Origin of the sequence: Desulfococcus sp., assembly GCF_041737845.1 — a bacterium.
Taxonomy (GTDB): Bacteria; Desulfobacterota; Desulfobacteria; order Desulfobacterales; family Desulfococcaceae; genus Desulfococcus.
In genome coordinates this window covers 1-13,465 of record NZ_JBGSQX010000024.1, presented here as the reverse complement: position 1 = coordinate 13,465, position 13,465 = coordinate 1, and the positions used below count along the sequence as shown (strand labels likewise).

Sequence of the window (13,465 nt, the reverse complement as noted above, 5' to 3'; positions counted from 1 at the left end):
CGCATTCCGAAAGCACCCGCGCGGGCCGAAAAAACCGCAGCCAAAGCGAAAAAGCTGCAAGAAGACGCCACATGTCTCCACCGCTAAAATTATCGCTAACAGGAAGAAAACGAATTAGAAACGCCACCTTTAAAGGGCTGCTCCCTTCAACCCCATGTTTTCCCCCGTCTGGAAGATTTTCTTTAGCCGGATTTTAGCGGAATTATCACTATTTGTTCTTTTAAAAAAAAAGGGTGGCCGCCGTTGCTATGGCCGTTATTATGCCTGTAATAATAAGAACATACTTAAATATCGTGTCGAGCCTGTCTCTTTTCCGCTGGTCAATTATTTTGTGGAGCTCATCAATCCCTTTTTGGCTAAGGATTTTCTTCCATTTACATAATGCTCGTTATGCTCAAGAAATAATTTTTTACCTTCAAAATCAGAATGGGGTATTTTGTATTTATCAACTTTCTTCATTAAATTTTCTGTTTTTAAAAAATTTATTTCAGCATCGCATTCCATGTTCTCATATTTTATTGCATCCCTAAGAGCATCCTTGTCGAAGGCGCCCACCTTTTTCTTTAATTCCACATCAAGAACCAGCGATGAAGCTTTGCGTTTTTCTTCCCACTCAGAAATTTTTTTGTTCATTTTTACCCACTCTTGCCTATCTTTAAAAAAGGAAAGCATAATCACCGGAAGCATTACCTGATTCTCCAAAAGAAGGTTAATGTATTTTTCTCTCTAAATGATACGTGCGATTTCCTCATGCCTTGGGGTTTCTGGTTGGATTAAAAAGAGAATATTTTCATTTGAGCTTAACTGTTGAGAAACAGATAATGCTCCCCTCCTAAGATGGCTGTTCCCCCGCCTTTTCCAGAATCAAGGATTTGTGCGAAGGGGCAAGATAAAATCCAAGTTGCGCCAACTGATCCAGATACGGTTTAATTTCCTGGATAACCCCTTTCCTCTTGGCGGTAATCAATATTCCCGCCGTTCCAGTGAGCTTGACGCCTAGACTGCGCGCTGTTCTTCTGGCGAGAAGATCGTCCAGAACAATCAAGCATCCCGGATTTTCCAAGCCATGTAAAATGACAGCGGTCTCTCCATTGCCCAAATCACGGGCCAGCTTGATCGCGGAAATCGGTTGAGGCGGTAATATTTTTATAAATTCTAAGTCTTGCAAATCAGGAAGATGGACCCCTTCAAGTTTTCCACCATCCAACTCTTCAACGACTTCGGCAGGGACATAAATTCTTGAAAAAAGACTTTCAAGAACGTCGAGGAGTCCGAGCTGATGCAAGTATTGAAGAGGCGAAGTGTTAAGAATCACCATTGGATGCATTCAGAATATCCTCCTCAATCGACTCCTCGTCAATCGGAAAAGCGGACAGCCCATATCTGCTCATTTCAATAAGAAAACGCGGCTTGGACATCCCAAGCCATTGCGCGGCCCTTCCGGTGGATATGCGGCCGGCTTCCGTTAATTTTGCCGCCAGAAGAAATTTGATCTCTTTTTCCGGCTCGGTATAGCCAAACGACACTTCCTTGAAAAAGGCTTCCGGCACATCGATTGTTATTAGCATGACGCCCTCCTTCCGGAACTCAACGACATATCCCTGATTCGAAACATTTCCAAGCCCCTATGATCAGCCATTCAACCCGTTTCCCCGCCCTCATGCCCATCATATCATCTTCATTGTCGGAATTCATTCCGAGGCGGAAAGCTTCCCCAACAAACTGTTATTGATGACGATAATTACGGCCTTTGATCTCAGTTCCTCGACAGGGTCTATTTTTTCGGGGTTCATATGTTTTTCAGACCTCCTCTGTCGTCAGTTTCTTTCTAGTTGCGGCGGATGCCATTGACGAAAGGCTTCCAGGGGTTTCCCCATCTTCCGGGCATCTTCCGTGATGAGAGCCTCGTAATGTTCCCCCATACACGGCAGGGCTCCCGGTCCGGAAGGCGATCCTTGATGTATTCCAGCGCCTCTCGCTCCCATGCGTATTCCGACCGCGTAACGGCCTTCCACCGTACTCTGGTGATTCCCATGGCGAAACGATGTTTTCATATTTTTTTCCCGCTGATTTAGCTCGTTACGATGCGGCATCTTATGGCTTTCTTCCTTGGGTGTCAAATAGTTCATAAGCGGCATGGCATCCAGGCACGATATCGATTTTCCGGCTGCAGAACAGGCTGAATCGAACCAGATGAGCCTCATCGATATCGGCAGGACCGCCCCGCAGGCAGGCCGACGACCTTCCCATAGAAGAGATCGCCAACGCAGCCAAGCACCTTCTTGATCATGATACGAGCGCTCCCATGGACGAGCTGGTTCACGAGATCGCGCGCCTTTTCGGATTCCAGCGCGTCGGGAGTGCAGTAGATGGGCGAATCCGTCAGGGAATTGACCGTCTTGTGGGGCAGGGCGCAGTGCGGTTGCAGGAAGGCATGGTCACCTTGTCGCGCCAGGGCTATCATGTGGGGAGGTTTGATGTGCCGTCCGAGCTTCCTGCCAAAGCAGAAAAAAGATATCGCACGACAGCACCGCCGCAAACACACGTGTTCCTATGACGTAGCACGAGAGGGCAATCCAAAACAGCCAGGAGGTTACCCGATATTTCACGAATCGGTTTGAAATCTTAGAATTCCCTACAAACCGAAAGCAGCTTCCCGGCAGGTTTCGACGAAGTGTTTTCGGACCTGACCCGAACCAACTTGCTTGGAGAGGATCCGGTAGTTTTGCTGTTCATAACGGATGCGACCTGCAATGAGGGCCGGATGGATTTTCAGTTCTTCAGAGAGCTTGCGAACCGCATCCGGCGTCACTACTCCCACGGTGGGTCTCTTTTCCCATACATTATTGGGAATCAAGCCTGCTTTGGCCATTTCATCGGCCTCCTTTTCGGTTTTATCCTCGGTTTCCACATCGTGCCCGCGAAGGTCCAGATCATCGACGATGATCCGGTCGGATGCCGAAAGGTGCTTTGCCACATGGCCGAGTTCATGGAGCAGGCAGAACCAGAAATTGTCGAGACGATCATGCCGCAGGGTCAATCCGATGACCGGGGTGCCATCAGGCAGGAGCAAGGCGGCGCCGTCCAGGTAGGTCTTGGGGAGGTGAGAGACAACGATCAGGTGGATTCCCTGCTTTTCCAGATATTCTTTGGCCAGCAGGGGGCCGTTTTCAAAATAGCTCAGCCGGGCGATGTCCTGGAAAATGGCCGGCTTGATCGAGCCCCTGAGATATTTGACGGGGAGCGGATTTTCGCGTGCAAGAGTCAACACCCGCAGGCACCAGGCGGTGAGGGCATAGGGATCGGTTTTCGCATTGTAGCGCCCCCCCTTTCCCTGACGCAAAAATACGGCGGAAAGGGTTTCCGGCCCGCCGGCCCGGGCGATAAAATCACGCATCCGTTCTTCGGCAGCCTCCGTTGGATCCCCTGCCTTTTTGGATAGCCAGCAACGCTTCGCCATCTCAACGATGGGAAACCTGGTCCAATCCATGTCCCGCATATCTTCAGGAAACGTGGCGCCCGGTTCTTTCAGCAGCACCTCGGCCGATATGCCCAAGCCCCGATTGAGCGCCCGCATCATGGCCAGGGTCAATGGGCGCTTACCATGGAGAACCTCGGATACCTTGCTTTTGGACCCGAGATAGGGAACCATATCCTTTTGCGTAAGACCGAGCTGTTCCATCCGGAATTTGATCGCCTCGATGGGATTCGGGGGGTTGATGGGAAAATGCTTGGTTTCATACATTTCGACAAGGGCGGTCAGCAATTCCAGTTCATCCATCTCAGGGGTGCCCGCCGCTGCATCCATGAGGTCTTCAATGCGGGATAATGCCTTGTCGTAATCTTCTTCGGTTTTTATCAGGCGGTTGATCATGTCAAATTACCTCCGCATCAATTCTATCGTATGCCTTGTGGGTTCCGATAAACCGCACAAACACGGTTTTCGAATCATAGTTGATTCTGACCACCAGTCGATATTTGTTGCCTGCAATATTGAAAACGATCCGGTTGTCTTTGAGGATGCTGGCGGAACGATACTGCTCTTTGATTTCAGCCGGTGATCCCCATTGGGCATTGTTAGCTTCATAAAACCATGCATCCAACGGCCCCTTGGCATCCTGATACCCTGGCTGGCTGTGAAAGTCGATCAACGTTTTTCGCTTGATGATGTGCATAATTTAATGGGTTCCCTGAAACTTGTCAATATAAATGTTCCCTATTTGGGAACTAAATTTATACCAAAAATATTCAATAGAAAATGAGATATTTCGAATAAAAATATTTTCGGACACAGTTGCCCCTTTCCCCACAAAAAAAGGAGCCGGCCGAAACGGCTGACTCCTTGATTTCATGGTGCCTAGGGCGAGAATCGAACTCGCACGGGGACTAAGCCCCAAGGGATTTTAAGTCCCTTGCGTCTACCTGTTCCGCCACCCAGGCTGAAGGCTGCCCGGCCTTGATCCGCGGGCATTTTTGAGGTAGGTGTCCTATAGTTCAAGTTCTGTAATAATGCAAGAAAAAAGGCCGTTAGATCAGGGCTTGGGGCCAGAGGGCATGCCCGCGGGCGGTCAGGACCGGTTTCGGGAGATCAGGCTTTCGGTCCGGTAGCTTTCCCGGAGTTTCTGCTGTATTTCGAGGGCGGACGCCATACTCCGGTAGGGGCCCAGAAACACGCGGTGCCACACCCCCCGTTCATCCCGGCTCTTACGGATGAATGCCGGAAAACCGTCCTGCCTGAACCGTCCCTCGACGGCGGCGGCCCGGTCCCTGCTGGAAAAGGCGCCCACCTGGAGGATATAGGCCGTGGAAGGGTTCCGGATGACGGACCTGGGCGTGGGAATGCGGTGGACCAGGTATCTGCAGGCCTCGTCGATGGCGTGGAGCTTGACTGTATCCCGGAGGTTGAGCCCGGATCTCAGGGTGATCATGGGCACGTCGAAGAAGGTGAGGGGCAGCCCCCCGTCATGAATGCGGGCGGTGTAGCGGTCGGTCCAGATGATCTCGGCGGTGCGGGCATCCCAGATCTGGAGGGAGAGCCCGATGTTCATGGAGGAATATAAGCCGGCATATATCTTCTGAAATTCATAGACATTGCCGAACACCACCGCATCGCAGCCCAGGACCCGGCCCAACGCTTTGACCGGCGTCCGGGAGATCACCTTGGGATCGCCCATGCGATGGCGCCTCAGGGTTTCGTCGATGACATACAGCTCCATGTCGTCAAACGGCAGGACGCTCATGTGGCCGTAAAATTCGATCCGCATGCTTTCGGCGAGCCCCGGGGTACCGGTGAGATCGGTAAAGGGCAGGACGGCCACGGACCTCGGGTAGTCCCCCTGGCGGTTCGGATGGAGGGCGTTGGGCGCCCTCTCCGGATCCTGGGCGCACCCGCCGTGGGAAAACAGCACCCCGAACGCCGCCAGAAGAAGCACGGGCCATCGCCATGGCGGTATGCGGCCGCTATTGATCCCAATTCGGGCCATCGGGGTCCTCGCCGGTTGCGGTAAAGGGCGGCGACTTTCCGCGAAAACGCGGCGGCGCCTCGCGGAAAGTCGCAGCGGTTTCGATCAGCAGCATTCCACGCCTGTGTAATTTTCCGGGGTGATCTTGAGCAGTTCTTCCTTCACCGCCGGGGAGACATCCAGCGCGGCGATGAAAAGGGCGATGGTCTGCTGATCGATCTCCCGGTGGGTCCGGGTCAACTGGAGCAGGGCCTCGTAAGGGTCGGGATAGGATTCCCGCCGCAAAATGGTCTGAACGGCCTCGGCCACCACCGCCCAGTTTTTCTGGAGGTCGGCCCTGAGCTTTTCCTCGTTCAGGATCAGCCTGTCGATGCCCCTGAGGATCGATCGGTAGGCGATCAGGGAATGGGCCATGGGGACGCCGATGTTCCGGGTGACGGTGGAGTCGGTGAGGTCCCGCTGGAGCCGCGATATGGGCAGCTTGGCAGAGAGGTGCGTAAACAGGGCGTTGGCGATGCCCAGGTTGCCCTCTGAATTCTCGAAATCGATGGGGTTGACCTTGTGGGGCATGGCGGAGGAGCCGATCTCCCCGTCCTTGATCCGCTGTTTGAAATAGTCCATGGAGATGTAGGTCCACATGTCCCGATCGAGATCAATCAGGATGGTGTTGATGCGCCTGAGGCCGTCGAAAAAGGCGGCCATGTTGTCGTAGTGTTCGATCTGGGTGGTGATCCGGGAGCGGCTCAGCTCCAGGACGTTGTCTACGAAGTCATCCGCGAAGGCGATCCAGTCGATATGGGGGTAGGCCACATGATGGGCATTGAAATTCCCCGTGGCGCCGCCGAATTTGGCGGAAAAAGGCACCTGCTCGATCAGCGCGAGCTGCCGGTCGATGCGCTCCACGAACACGCAGACCTCCTTGCCCAGGCGGGTCGGGGAAGCCGGCTGGCCGTGGGTCCGGGCCAGCATGGGCACGGCCTTCCACGCCTCGGCTTTCTCGTACAGCAGGTTCCGGATCTCCAGGAGGAGGGGTTTCAGCACGTCCTCCCAGGCCTCTTTCAGGGAGAGGGGAACGGCCGTGTTGTTGATGTCCTGGGAGGTGAGGCCGAAATGAATGAACTCCTTGTAGGCCGAAAGCGACAGCGCCTCGAATTTCTCCTTCAGAAAATACTCGACCGCCTTCACGTCATGGTTGGTCGTCTTCTCGATCTCCTTGATTCTCCGGGCGTCTTCCGGGGTGAACTCCCGGCAGATTCGCCGGAGCTGCTTCAACTGGCCGGGGTCGATGCTTTTCAGCGGGGGCAGCGGGATGTCGCACAGGGCAATGAAATATTCCACCTCCACCCGGACCCGATACCGGATCAGCGCCCCTTCTGAAAAATAGTCGCCCAGGCGGTCGGTGGTTTTTCGGTATCTGCCGTCCACCGGCGAGATGGCATTCAGGCTGGACAGTTCCATATCTTTTTCCTTTTCGGTTGGCGGTGGTTCCGCACGCGGTCAGTCGGTTCGGAGAGGATGCGATGCAAGGACAAGACAGAGCGGTCATGCGGGCGGACACCCATCATCACCTTTTTTCTTTTATAGGGAAACGACGGGTCGGTGTCAAGCAAGGGAATCTTGTATTCACGCCCCGGTTTTGCTATAAGTCGCCTGTATCGGTTAAATTTCCCGTCAACGGCGGAGGGGCCAGCCATGAAGATCCTGAACGTTCGCATCAAAAATATCAATTCTCTTGCGGGAGAACACGAAATCGAGTTCGACAAGCCTCCGCTGAACGAAGTGGGCATCTTTGCCATTACAGGCCCCAACGGCTCGGGAAAGACCACGATCCTCGATGCGATCTGCCTTGCCCTCTACGGCCAGACGCCCCGATTCAGGGCCCAGAGCGAAGAGGTGATGAACAAGCGGTCCGCGGAATGCGAAGCCGAGGTCACCTTCACCCTGGATCATCACCGGTACCGCTCCCTGTGGTCCGCCCGGCGCGCCGGCGGGGCCGTTCATACCCGGATGCAGCTTGTTGAAATCGACGGCGGGGAGACGGTGCTCAAGGAGACGGTCAACTCGGTCCGCGAGGAGATCGGGCGCCTCACGGGCCTCGATTTCAAGCGGTTTTCCCGATCCGTCCTCCTGCCCCAGGGGGAATTCGCAGCGTTCCTCCACGCCCTCTCCAGCGAGCGGGTCGACGTGATCGACAAGATCGTCGGGAAGGAGGCGTACGAGGAGCACTGTGCGGCCATCCTGAAAGCCGCCCGGGCTGAAAACGACCACCGCATCGCCCATGAGGAGGCCCTGGCCGGGATGCCCGCCCCGGAACGGGACGCCCTGCTTCAGGAGGCGATCGAAACGACGGAGAAGGCCTACCTCGCAACCTCGGCGGACCTCGATGCGCTGAAAAACGAGAGGGACCTGATCCGACGCCGGGACCGCGACAAGCAGGCCTATCAGGAAGGCCAGATCGCCCTCAGCGCGGCCCTCGCCCGGAAAGAGGCCATGCGGGACGAGATCCGCCGGCTGGAACGGGCCAAGGCCGCCGACGCCTTCGATGCGGACCTGATGGAATATGAAACCCAGGCCGCGGTCATGGCGGACCGGGAGGCCCGGCTCGCGGCCCTGAAGGCGTCCATCGAAGCCCATGAGCATGAACTTGCCGAGCTGTCGGAGCGGGAGACGGCGTGCCGGGAGGCCCTTGCCCGGGCCGAGGCGGAGCAGGCCGCCGATGCCGGGGATTTCGAGGCGGCCGTCGCAGCGGACCGGGAGATCAACGCCGAAGCCGAAGCCTTCCGCAGTAAGGTCGACCGCTATGAGGCGATCGAGCGGGAGCAGCAGGAAAACCTCCAGGCCCAGGCAACGGTCAAGGATGACATCGCGCGGAATGCGTCCGAGCGGGCCGCGGAGGAGAAATGGCTGGAACAGCACCGGGCTTTTGAAAACCTGAAGGCGGCCCTTCCGGGAATCCAGGAGAACGCGGCCCGGTTGAAATCCGTCCGGGAAACGATCGCAAGCCAGGATGCCCGGCGGCGGGAATCCCTGCAGCGGGTGGAATCGGCCCGGGCCTTCCTCGACAAGGCCCGGAGCGCCCATGCCAAGAGCCTTGGAAAAGTGGAGACCCTCCAAACCCGCAGAGCCGGCCAGGAAGAGACTGCCGCCGCGATCCTGGCCGACATTTCCGCAGAAGATTTTGAATCGGGGGTTCAGCAGAACATTCGGCGGCTCAAGGCCTGCAAGCAGCTGCTCAAGGCGGCCAAGGGATATCGAAAACAGGTCGCCGGAAACGGGGGGTCCCTCGACGAGACGCTCCGCCTGAAGGAAGAAGATCTTGTCCGGCTCGATGAATCCTTCGAAGCCAAGCAGACGGCGATGGTGCATTTTGAAAGGAAGATCAAATTCGACGAGGAGCGGTCCCTTCTGAAATCCGGGGCGCCCTGCCCCCTCTGCGGCTCCCTCGACCATCCCTACAGTGCCGAACCGACGGACGCGAAAAACGCCCGGAAGATCCTCAAGGGCATGAAAAAGGAGCTGAAGGCGCTCCTCAAGGCCCGTAACCAGATCATCGACCGCATCAAGGATCTGCAGAAGCGCCTGGCACGGATCGAAGAGTACAGGGCGGCATGGGAGACGCTCTGCCAGGACGCCGGCGGCGCCTGGCCCATCGGCGACGTCGATGCCGTGCGGCAGGCTCTCCGGGAGATCCGGCAGGAGGTTCGCAGCGGGAAGAAGGCGCTCCGGATCGTCAGGCGCCACGAGGGGAAGTCCCGCAGGATGGCCCACGCCGTGGAGAGCGCCGCGGAAAAGCTCCAGGAGCGCCAGGCCGTTCTGAGTGAAAAGGAGGGCGAGGTCACCCTCCATCGGAAGCTTCTTGCGGCCATCGAACAGGAGGCGGCGGAAACGGCGGGGCAGGAGGCCGCGTTTGCGTCGGCGCTGATGCAGGCCGTCGACCCCTTCGGCGAAAAGGTCCCCGGCCCCGGCGCTGAGGATGACTTCCTTCTGAAGATCACCGTGAGGGCCGAGACCTTCCGGACGCGGCGGGAGGGACTGATCCGCCTTGCCCAGGAGGGCGACCGCCTCGTGGATCGGGCCGCGCGCCTGCCGGAGGAACTCAAGGCCCTCAAATCCGAGTCCGAAGCCCTCGAAGGCCCGATCGAGGCATCCCAGAAACGCCTCGGCAACCTGCGTGCGGCGCGGGAAGCCAGGTTCGGGACGGAGGACCCCATCCGCAGGCAGCAGGCCGCAGCCGACAGGATCGCGGCCCTCGCCGCCGAACAGGAGCGGATTCGCAGCGGGACCGAAGCGTCGGCATCGGCGCTTTCCGAGGATAGAAAAGCGCTGGCCGAGGCGGCGGAGGCGTTCGGGCGCGCCAAAACCGCCCATGACACCCTTGACCGGCTCCTCAAAAACAAGGTCATCGCCGTTTCCGTGTTCCGAAGCGTGGACGACGTCCGGGAAAGCTTCATTACCGCTGAAGAGAAGGCCATCCTGGAGGCCCATGTCCGCCGGGTGGAAGAGGAGATCGCCGCCTCCAGGAATACCCTCGAAAAACTGAAGATTTCATCCGGCGCCCCGGGGACCGCGCGGTCCGCCGCGGAGGTCGAACTCGCCATCGAGGATGCGGAAAAACAGGCAGGTCTGCTCAGGGATGACCTGGACCGCCTGACGGAAAGGGATGCGGCGGCCCAGCGCGCCAGGACAATGTACAGGGAGGCAGAGACCCTGCTGGAGGAGCTGCGGAAGCGCTGCGATCGGCTGAACGCAATGAAGACGGCCCTTGAATCCGGGGACGACGCTCGGATCCGCAGGGGGTTTCATGAGGAGATGTTCCGAAAGCTTCTCGAAAAGACCGGAGGCTACGTCGGGATGCTGAACGACGGGCGGTACAGAATCTGCCAGTCGGAAAAGGATCCCTTCGGCCTCGAGGTCGAGACGGCCTCGGACGGGGAGCCGGCCCGTCGGCCCGTGGAAGGCCTGTCGGGCGGGGAGACCTTTTTGATCAGCCTCTCCATGGCGCTTGCCCTCTCCGACCTGACCGAAGGCGGCCGAAAGATCCAGTCCCTGTTTATCGACGAGGGCTTCGGATACCTAGACGACGAGAACCTGACGCAGGTGATCAACACCTTGAACGACCACCTCAAGGCCAATGGAAAACGGGTGGGGGTGATCTCCCATGTGAGCCGCCTGGACCGGGAGTTCCAGACCAAGATCCAGGTCATCCCCGGGATCGGCGGAACCACCCGGCTCGAGGTGCTGCCCAAGGAGAGGCCGCCCCACGCCGGATGACGCGGCCCGCAAGACCGTCAGGATCGAGGTGCGGGCGCCCGCCGAGCCTGACGGGGGCTACCGGTCCATCACATCGGCCGTGCCGGTCTCCTCCAGGTTCATCTGCCGGGAATGCCAGATGTTGTTTTCGGACATGTATTCGCTCAGGTTTTTTCCCGTGAGCGAGGTATACATCTGAAGGTCTTCAAAGGCCTGATCGATATTTCCCATCATCGAGAGCAGGGTGGAGCGGCTGTAGTATGCCGCGCCGTATTCGGGGTCGAAGCGAATGGCCTCGTTGAAATCCGCCACCGCCCGGTCGAGATCCCCCAGTTTTTCGTAGGTGAGCCCCCGCAAATGGTAGGACCTGGCATGGCCCGGGGCGAGTTCAACCGCATGGTTGAAGTCTTCGAGGGCGTCCCGGACCCGCTCCATCCGGAGATAGGCCACCCCTCGGCTGGAATAGGCCAGCCGGTGGCGGGGGTCTTGGGCGATGACCGCGGTGAACGCTTCAATGGACCTGCTGATATGGTTTTCGACGAAGTCTTTGACCCCGCGATCGAATGTTTCGTTGATGTCGAACTCGGACATGGTGCACCTCCGTGCATGCTGTTTCAAGGGTGGGCCGCTGAAAGTTTGCAAATGCCATACCCTTTATGGCAAAAACCTTCAGCGCTGGTGAAAACTACCGCAGTTCGTACGTTTTGCTTACAAGGTGAACCTATTCACCGGCCATTGGCTTGTCAACGGGTCTCACCTGCGTCCCGGCGAAACGGGTATTGAAATGGAAGCCCTGATCTGGTAAGTCTCCGCCATGACATCCACATCTCCACAGCACCGGTTGATTCTGGCCTCCCAGTCCCCCCGCCGCAAATACCTCCTGCAGAAGGCGGGGCTCGTTTTCCAGGTGATCCCCAGCAGTGTCGACGAAGGTGCCGTCCCGCTGAGCGACCCGGCCGCCTACGTCAAAACCCTGGCCCGGGCCAAGGCCCTGGATGTAGCCGCCCGGCACCCGGACGCCTGGGTCATCGGGGCCGACACCATCGTCCTTATCGACGGCGCCATTCTGGGAAAACCCGGGTCGAAGCACGAGGCAAGGGAGATGCTCCGGCATCTCAGCGGCCAGACCCATCAGGTCTACACCGGCTATGCCCTCTGCCGCCATGCCCCCGCCCGCATGATCACCGACGCCGTGAAGACCGACGTCCTGTTCAAGACCCTTTCCGAAACGGAGATCGAATGGTACATCCGGACAGGAGAGCCCTTTGACAAGGCCGGGGCCTACGCCATCCAGGGGCTGGGAACGTTTCTGGTGCGGAGCATCCACGGCTCCTACACCAACGTTGTCGGCCTTCCGGTGTGCGAGGTCATCGAGGCCCTGATGCGCGAAAGCGTGATCACCCTGGGCGAGGCCCCATCCTGAAACAGACAACATCCGGAAGGTGACGGACACGATGGCGGACAGCCAAATTCTCGTCCACATGTGCTGCGCCCCGTGCAGCATCTACCCGGTCAAGGTTCTTCGGGCCGAGGGGCTCTCGGTCATGGGGTTTTTCTACCGGCACAACATCCACCCCTATACCGAGTGCATGAAGCGCGAGCAGGCTCTCGACCGGTATGCCGAGACGGAAGACTTCAAGGTGCTCCGCCAGAAGGACTATGATCTGAAAACCTTCCTGCAGCATGTCGTTTACCGGGAGGCGGACCGATGCCGCTACTGCTACCACGACCGCCTGAAGAGCACGGCCCTTCTGGCCAGGCGGGGGCATTTTGATTGTTTCACCAGCACCCTGCTCTACAGCAGGCACCAGAACCACGAACTGATCCGCGAGATGGGCGAATCCCTCGGTAAATCCGTGGGCGTGCCCTTCTATTACCGGGATTTCCGGGAGGGGTGGAAAGAGGGGATAGAGACCTCGAAGCGCCTTAGGATCTACCGCCAGCAATACTGCGGGTGCATCTACAGCGAGGTGGAGCGCTACCTCGGAAAGGGGGCCCTGAGAATCACGCCGGAAGGCTGAAATGCCGGCTGGTGTTCAGATTGTCGGGCAGCCGCTCGGGCGGGCCGTCCACGACGATGAACCGGGCCGGACGGCCTGCCCGGATCTCCCGGCCATCGTCAAGCCCCAGCAACTCCCCGCCGACGCCGGTCGAGCAGGCGACGGCCGCCTCGATGGGAAAGCCCGCCGCCACGAAAATGGCAAGCTCCTCCCCCACGGACCTGCCGTGATGCACCCCCAGGCTCCCGGCGTCGGTGCCCAAGGCGATCCTGACCCCCAGCTCCCGCGCCCGGCGGATCTGCCCCACCTGGTGATCGAAGTTGCGCCTTGCGATCTCCGCCTCCGGGGCGTCCTGCGGCAGCATCCGGGAATAGGCCTTCATGGTCACCGCCGTCGGCACCCAGACGGTGCCCGCATCGGCCATCCGCCGGAGGTTCTCCTCCCCCATGAAAAATCCGTGCTCCACGGAGTCGCACCCGGCCTGCACCGCGATGGCCACCGGGCTTGCGCCGTTGCAGTGGACCATGACCCTGAGCCCCCGGCCGTGGGCGGCCGCAACCGCCGCCCGGAGCTCCGCCGGCGTGAACTGGGGCGCGGTCTCCTTCCCGAAGTGTTTGAGGCTGTTCAATCCGGAATGGACGATCTTGACGTGGTCGACCGGGTCCGTCACGGCCAGGACGGCATCAGCGAGGCTTTGGCCGGGCAGGGGAGGGCGGCCGATGAGCCGGCCGTAGCGCCCCGGCGCGCGAAAGG

General features: G+C 58.5%; 13 protein-coding genes and 1 tRNA gene. 3 read left to right on the top strand and 11 right to left on the bottom strand.

All coding sequences use genetic code 11. The features are described from left to right. Positions 1-324: 324 nt before the first annotated feature. The 9 genes from ACEW8N_RS02940 to purB form a co-directional block, all read right to left on the bottom strand. On the bottom strand, positions 325-687 hold the full coding sequence (locus ACEW8N_RS02940; protein WP_373498302.1) for a hypothetical protein: 363 nt from the start codon (positions 685-687) through the stop codon (positions 325-327). 145 nt (positions 688-832) lie between these two features. Then, positions 833-1,327, bottom strand: coding sequence for a DUF3368 domain-containing protein (locus ACEW8N_RS02935; protein WP_373498301.1), 495 nt, complete (start codon positions 1,325-1,327; stop codon positions 833-835). After that, positions 1,305-1,568, bottom strand: a complete 264-nt coding sequence (locus ACEW8N_RS02930; protein ID WP_373498300.1) for a UPF0175 family protein — start codon at positions 1,566-1,568, stop codon at positions 1,305-1,307. The genes ACEW8N_RS02935 and ACEW8N_RS02930 overlap by 23 nt, the downstream gene beginning before the upstream one ends. Positions 1,569-2,200: 632 nt before the next feature. Beyond that, complete coding sequence (locus ACEW8N_RS02925; RefSeq protein WP_373498299.1) at positions 2,201-2,464, bottom strand: hypothetical protein; 264 nt, start codon at positions 2,462-2,464, stop codon at positions 2,201-2,203. A gap of 171 nt (positions 2,465-2,635) precedes the next feature. Further along, positions 2,636-3,874: a transcriptional regulator gene (locus ACEW8N_RS02920; RefSeq protein WP_373498298.1), complete on the bottom strand. Its 1,239-nt coding sequence runs from the start codon at positions 3,872-3,874 to the stop codon at positions 2,636-2,638. 1 nt (position 3,875) lies between these two features. Next, positions 3,876-4,175: a type II toxin-antitoxin system HigB family toxin gene (locus ACEW8N_RS02915; protein ID WP_373498297.1), complete on the bottom strand. Its 300-nt coding sequence runs from the start codon at positions 4,173-4,175 to the stop codon at positions 3,876-3,878. 176 nt (positions 4,176-4,351) lie between these two features. Then, positions 4,352-4,440, bottom strand: a tRNA-Leu gene (locus ACEW8N_RS02910). Positions 4,441-4,568: 128 nt separating this feature from the next. Next, positions 4,569-5,432 (bottom strand): GNA1162 family protein, encoded by an 864-nt coding sequence (locus tag ACEW8N_RS02905; protein WP_373498296.1) that lies wholly within the window; start codon positions 5,430-5,432, stop codon positions 4,569-4,571. A gap of 135 nt (positions 5,433-5,567) precedes the next feature. Continuing rightward, entirely contained in the window at positions 5,568-6,920 is a 1,353-nt protein-coding gene (gene purB / locus ACEW8N_RS02900; RefSeq protein ID WP_373498295.1) for an adenylosuccinate lyase, read from the bottom strand. Between the two features lie 234 nt (positions 6,921-7,154). Here purB and ACEW8N_RS02895 point away from each other — a divergent pair, with 234 nt between their 5' ends. After that, a complete protein-coding gene (locus tag ACEW8N_RS02895) occupies positions 7,155-10,733 on the top strand; it encodes an AAA family ATPase (RefSeq protein ID WP_373498294.1) in 3,579 nt (1,192 codons plus the stop codon). Positions 10,734-10,790: 57 nt separating this feature from the next. Here ACEW8N_RS02895 and ACEW8N_RS02890 read toward each other — a convergent pair whose 3' ends face one another. Continuing rightward, complete coding sequence (locus ACEW8N_RS02890; protein WP_373498293.1) at positions 10,791-11,303, bottom strand: tetratricopeptide repeat protein; 513 nt, start codon at positions 11,301-11,303, stop codon at positions 10,791-10,793. 223 nt (positions 11,304-11,526) lie between these two features. On the opposite strand from ACEW8N_RS02890, the gene ACEW8N_RS02885 reads away from it, so the two are divergent. Together ACEW8N_RS02885 and ACEW8N_RS02880 are read left to right on the top strand one after the other, a co-directional pair. Further along, positions 11,527-12,135: a nucleoside triphosphate pyrophosphatase gene (locus ACEW8N_RS02885; RefSeq protein ID WP_373498292.1), complete on the top strand. Its 609-nt coding sequence runs from the start codon at positions 11,527-11,529 to the stop codon at positions 12,133-12,135. 31 nt (positions 12,136-12,166) lie between these two features. After that, entirely contained in the window at positions 12,167-12,733 is a 567-nt protein-coding gene (locus ACEW8N_RS02880; protein WP_373498291.1) for an epoxyqueuosine reductase QueH, read from the top strand. On the opposite strand, the gene ACEW8N_RS02875 is transcribed toward ACEW8N_RS02880, so the two are convergent. Next, a partial coding sequence (locus tag ACEW8N_RS02875) for an amidohydrolase family protein (protein WP_373498290.1) occupies positions 12,717-13,465 on the bottom strand: 749 nt, incomplete at its 5' end. The genes ACEW8N_RS02880 and ACEW8N_RS02875 overlap by 17 nt on opposite strands.